The organism is Pseudomonas sp. SDO524_S393 (assembly GCF_054071875.1).
This window is the reverse complement of sequence record NZ_JBSVVZ010000132.1, coordinates 1-5,389: the sequence shown is the minus strand read 5'-3', so window position 1 is coordinate 5,389 and position 5,389 is coordinate 1. Positions and strand designations below refer to the sequence as shown.

Genomic DNA, 5,389 nt, shown 5'->3' with positions numbered 1-5,389 from the left:
TCACTGAATAGGTCGACTGATACACCGTATTCGCGAGCAAGCCCGCTCCCACATTTAGATCTTCATTGTTCTCGAAACTGTGTGAGCCCCATGACCACTCAAACCCTCGACCTCGCCAGCGCCACCCACGGTTACCGCCGCCTGCTGGCGCGACGGGCCTGGCTGTTGGGCCTGCTCGGTACGGCGCTGGCCTGCGCCATCCTGGTGGACCTGGCCAGCGGCCCCTCCGGCATGGGCCTTCTGGCCTTGCTGGACGGGATCCTGCACCCGTCCCACTTGAGCGTCACCGACCAGGTGATTATCTGGAACGTGCGCCTGCCCTACGCCTTGATGGCAGTGCTGGTGGGCTGCGCGCTGTCGCTGGCGGGCGCCGAGATGCAGGCGATTCTGAACAACCCGCTGGCCAGCCCGTTCACCCTCGGCGTGTCGTCGGCGGCGGCGCTGGGCGCCTCGCTGGTCATCGTGTTTCCGGTGACCACGGTGTGGATGTCGGCCAATACCGCGATCTCCGTCTCGGCGTTCATATTTGCCGCCGCGTCAGTGTTCCTGCTCCAAGCCATGTCGCGCCTGCGCGGTGCCGGGGTGGAAAGCCTGGTGCTGTTCGGCATTGCGCTGGTGTTCAGTTGCAACGCGGTGGTGGCGTTGTTGCAACTGGTGGCCACCGAAGATGTGCTGCAACAACTGGTGTTCTGGACCCTGGGCAGCGTGACCCGGGCCAACTGGGACAAGCTGGGCATCCTGGCGCTGGTGGTCGCACTGGTGCTGCCGTTTTCGTTCGCCGCCGCGCCGCGCCTGACGCTGCTGCGCATGGGCGAGGACCGCGCGCAAAGCTTCGGCGTGGACGTGAAGCGCCTGCGCTTTTTCTCGTTGCTGCGCATCAGCTTGTTGTCGGCCACTGCCGTAGCGTTCGTAGGCACCATCGGTTTTATCGGCCTGGTGGGTCCGCATATCGCGCGGATTCTGGTAGGTGAAGACCAGCGCTTCCTGCTGCCGGCCAGCGCCTTGACCGGCGCCTTGCTGCTGTCGCTGTCGTCGATCGCCAGCAAGCTGATCATGCCGGGGGTGGTGGTACCGGTGGGTATTGTCACGGCGCTGGTGGGGGTGCCGATTTTCGTGGTGTTGGTGTTCAAGCGAGGGCGACAGTTATGAGTGCGGGTCTATCGGTACACAACGCCCACGTCAGTTATGGTCGTCGGCAAATCGTGCAGGATCTCAGCCTGCCCGCCCTGCCCCACGGTAGCCTGACCGCGTTGATCGGCCCAAACGGCGCCGGCAAGTCGACACTGTTGCGGGCCATCGCCGGACTGGAAAAGATGCAAGGTGTTGTACGCCTGGGTGACCTGGACCTGTCGGCCATGTCGGTGGCCGAGCGGGCACGACGCGTCACCTACATGCCGCAGAACCTGCCACCGGGGCTCAGCCTGAGTGTGATGGAAAGCGTGATCGCCGCCTTGCGCGTGGCCACGGTGGAGGGCGTGCCGTTGTCCAGCGAAGCCTGCTTGCGTGAAGGCTTCGAGGCATTGCAGCGCATCGGCATCGCCCATTTGGCGGATCAACTGCTCAGCACGCTGTCGGGGGGCCAGCGCCAACTGGTCAGTCTCGCCCAGCTCATCGCGCGTCGCCCCCAGGTGATGTTGCTGGACGAACCCACCAGCGCCCTCGACCTCAACTATCAGTTGAAAGTCATGGAGTGCGTGCGTGGGCTGGTGCGTGAACACAACCTGATCGCCGTGGTGGTGCTGCACGACATCAACCTTGCCGCGCGCTTCGCCGACCAGATCGCCGTGCTGCGTCAAGGCCGCCTGTACGCCAGCGGCGCGGCGGATGAGGTGCTCGACCCAGGCTTGTTTGCCCAGGTATATGGCGTGCAAGTGCGGATCGAGCGCTGTTCGCAGCAGTCGTTGCAGGTGCTGGTGGATGGTCCTGTGTGATTTGCTTATAAGGGTATGCGCAAATACTTCATTGAATTTTCGCTCTCCGAGCTTCACCTATACCCACAGGCATTCGCTCATTTGGAGAGCTTCATGATCGACCTGTATTACTGGACTACCCCCAACGGTCACAAAGTATCACTGTTCCTGGAAGAAGCCGGCCTGCCTTACAAGGTACACCCGATCAATATCGGCCAAGGCGATCAGTTCAAACCCGACTTCCTGAAGATCGCGCCCAACAACCGCATTCCGGCTATCGTCGATCAGAACCCGACCGACGGCGGCGCGCCGATTTCGCTGTTTGAATCGGGTGCCATCCTGCTTTATCTCGCGGAAAAAACCGGACAGTTCATTCCCAAAGACCTGCGCGCTCGTCAGGAAACCCTGCAATGGCTGTTCTGGCAGATGGGCGGTCTGGGGCCGATGGCCGGGCAGAACCACCATTTCAGCCAGTTCGCACCAGAAAAGATTCCTTACGCCATCAAGCGTTATGTCGATGAGACAGCGCGTCTTTACGGCGTACTGGACCGCCGTCTGGCGGATCGTGCCTTTGTGGCGGGCGAGGACTACAGCATCGCCGACATGGCGATCTACCCATGGATTGTTTCCCACAAGTGGCAGAGCCAGCGCCTGGAAGATTTCCCACACCTGCATCGCTGGTTCAACAGCATCAAGGAGCGCCCGGCGACGGTTCGGGCCTATGAACTGGTGCAGAAAGTGAACCCGCCCAAATCCTGATCTTCCGTCGTACTCAGTCAAACTGTGGAAGCGGGCTTGTGTGGGAGCGGGCTTGCCCGCTCCCACATTCCATCAGCACCAGACTCACGACCCAATACTTTCCCCAAACTCCTGCTTGCGTCGTTTCGCCGCGCTCACTAACGTAGCGCCTTTACTGACGCTACCCCCGCAGGAGCTTTGCCATGGCCTCGCCAGCCCTCTCACATTTTCTTCCCCGGTTCGGCGTTGCCGCGGCGGTGGCCAGTGCCTTGAGCCTGGCTGGCTGCCAGCTCCAGAGCACCCAGGACACCCTGCCGCCGGTGGCCGGTGTGCAGCCGATCAAAGGCCTGGCACAAAATGTGTCCGTGCGCCGCAATGCCCAGGGCATGCCGTTGATCGAAAGCAATACCTTCCATGACGCACTGTTCAGCCTCGGCTATGTGCACGCCAGTGACCGCATCACCCAGATGGTCACCCTGCGCCTGCTGGCCCAGGGCCGTCTGGCGGAGCTGTCGGGGCCGGAGGTGCTGGACGTCGACCGTTTCATGCGCGCGGTCAACCTGAAGAAAAGCGCCGGCGAGCTGTACAACGCCTCGTCGCCGCGCCTCAAGCGCTTCTTCGAAGTGTATGCCCGGGGCGTCAACGCCTACCTGTTCCGCTACCGCGACAAGCTGCCGCCGGACCTGGCCCAGACCGGCTACAAGCCCGAGTACTGGAAGCCGGAAGATTCGGCCCTGCTGTTCTGCCTGCTGAATTTCAGCGAATCGTCCAACTTGCAGGAAGAGTTGGCCTCCCTGGTACTGGCGCAAAAAGTCGGGGCCGACAAGCTCGCCTGGCTCACCCCCAGCGCGCCGGATGAACCGATTCCCTTGGCCGAAGCCGACAAGCTCAAGGGCGTCAACCTGAGCCAGATCACCGGGCTCGCCGGCCTCGACAGCGTCAGCCAGCAATTGAGCAGCCTCAACGCACTGGCGGTGACCACCTCAAGCAACTGGGCAATTGGCCCGCAACGCAGCCGCAGCGGTAAAAGCCTGCTGGCCAACGACCTGGCCGCCCAGCCGCAAGCGCCTTCGCCGTGGAATTACGTGCAGATTCGTGCGCCGAAATACCAGGCTGTCGGCGCCTCGGTTGCCGGCCTGCCGACCCTGTTGTCCGGTTTCAACGGCAAAGTGGCGTGGAGCATGAGCACCGTCAAAGGTGATACCCAGGACCTGTTCCTGGAGAAGGTCAAACGCCAGGGCAGCGCGTTGTACTACGAGAACAATGGAAAATGGCTGCCGGCGCTGGTACGCAACGAAACCTATTTCGCCAAGGGCCAGCGGCCGATTCGTGAGGTGGTGTATGAAACCCGTCACGGCGCCCTGCTCAACAGCAGCCAGGCGCTGACCAGCGGTTTCGGCCTGGCCCTGCAGACCGCCGACTTCAAGGACGACAAGAGCCTGGACGCATTCTTCGACCTGTCCCGTGCGCAAAACGCCGGCAAGGCCTCGGATGCGACCCGTGAAATTCGCGCGATTGCCTTGAACATGATCTTCGCCGACGCCAGCAACATCGGCTGGCAAGTCACCGGGCGTTTCCCCAACCGTCGCGAAGGTGAAGGCCTGCTGCCGTCGCCGGGCTGGGATGCGCGCTTTGACTGGGACGGTTACGCCGATGCGATGCTGCACCCCTATGACCAGGACCCGCCGCAAGGCTGGATCGGCACCGCCAACCAGCGCACCGCGCCCCGGGGTTATGGCATGCAGCTGTCCAACTCCTGGGCCGCCCCGGAGCGCAGCGAACGCCTGGCGCAACTGGCCAATGCCGGCAAGCATGACAGCCGCAGCCTGATCGCCATGCAATACGACCAGACGACCACCTTCGCCGCCAAACTCAAGGCAATGTTCCAGGCGCCGGGCATGGCCCAGCCGCTCAAGCAGGCGATTGACACCCTGGCGCCCGCCGAACAGGCCAAGGCACGGGAAGCCCTCGGCCGCCTGATGGCCTTTGACGGGCGCCTGGTCGCCAGTTCCGCCGATGCGGCGATCTACGAGTTGTTCCTGCAAGAAAGCACCCGGCAGATTTTCCTCGATGAACTGGGCCCGGAAAACAGCGCCAGTTGGAAAGCCTTTGTCAGCAACGCCAACCTGTCCTACCCCGCCAACGCCGACCACCTGCTGGGCCGTGAAGACAGCCCGTTCTGGGACGATGTGCGCACCGCGCAGAAAGAAGACAAACCGACGATCCTCGCCCGCAGCCTGGCCGCCGCGATCACCGCCGGTGACAGCCAACTGGGCGGCGATCACAAGGCCTGGCAGTGGGGCAAATTGCACAGCACCACCTGGAAGAACAGCAATGGCCAGGTGATCCGTGGCCCGCTGGCCAGCGGCGGTGACCACAACACCCTGAACCCGGCGCCGTACAGCTGGGGCCAGGACTTCGCCACCACCCAGGTACCGGCGCTGCGCATGATCGTCGACTTCGGCCTCGCCGAACCGATGATGGGCCAGGGCGGTATCGGCCAATCGGGCAACCCGGCCAGCCCGCACTATGCCAATGGCATCGACCCGTCGCTCAAGGCGCAATACCTGAGCTTCCCGATGCAACCGCAGAACTTTGACGCGGCGTATGGCAAAACCCGGCTGACCCTGACGCCCGGCAAGTAACCCGGTTCCACCTGAAGGAACCGGATCGAAATGTGGGAGCTGGCTTGTGTGGGAGCGGGCTTGCTCGCGAATGCGGTGGTTCAGCTGAAATATCTG

The 5,389-nt window shown here is 62.9% G+C and carries 4 protein-coding genes; all 4 read left to right on the top strand.

From position 1 onward, the window contains the following. The first annotated feature begins 90 nt into the window (after window positions 1–90). The 4 genes from ACW9IB_RS29175 to ACW9IB_RS29160 all read left to right on the top strand — a co-directional run bounded on the left by ACW9IB_RS29175 (window position 91) and on the right by ACW9IB_RS29160 (window position 5,293). On the top strand, window positions 91–1,149 hold the full coding sequence (locus tag ACW9IB_RS29175) for a FecCD family ABC transporter permease (RefSeq protein WP_457416765.1): 1,059 nt from the start codon (window positions 91–93) through the stop codon (window positions 1,147–1,149). Further along, a complete protein-coding gene (locus ACW9IB_RS29170; RefSeq protein ID WP_457366430.1) occupies window positions 1,146–1,931 on the top strand; it encodes an ABC transporter ATP-binding protein in 786 nt (261 codons plus the stop codon). Before ACW9IB_RS29175 ends, ACW9IB_RS29170 begins: the two co-directional genes overlap by 4 nt. Window positions 1,932–2,024: 93 nt before the next feature. Continuing rightward, window positions 2,025–2,669 carry a glutathione S-transferase N-terminal domain-containing protein gene (locus ACW9IB_RS29165; RefSeq protein ID WP_457416763.1) on the top strand — a complete coding sequence of 215 codons (645 nt, stop codon included), beginning with the start codon at window positions 2,025–2,027 and terminating at the stop codon, window positions 2,667–2,669. 182 nt (window positions 2,670–2,851) lie between these two features. Further along, on the top strand, window positions 2,852–5,293 hold the full coding sequence (locus ACW9IB_RS29160) for a penicillin acylase family protein (protein ID WP_457416761.1): 2,442 nt from the start codon (window positions 2,852–2,854) through the stop codon (window positions 5,291–5,293). Window positions 5,294–5,389: the final 96 nt, after the last annotated feature.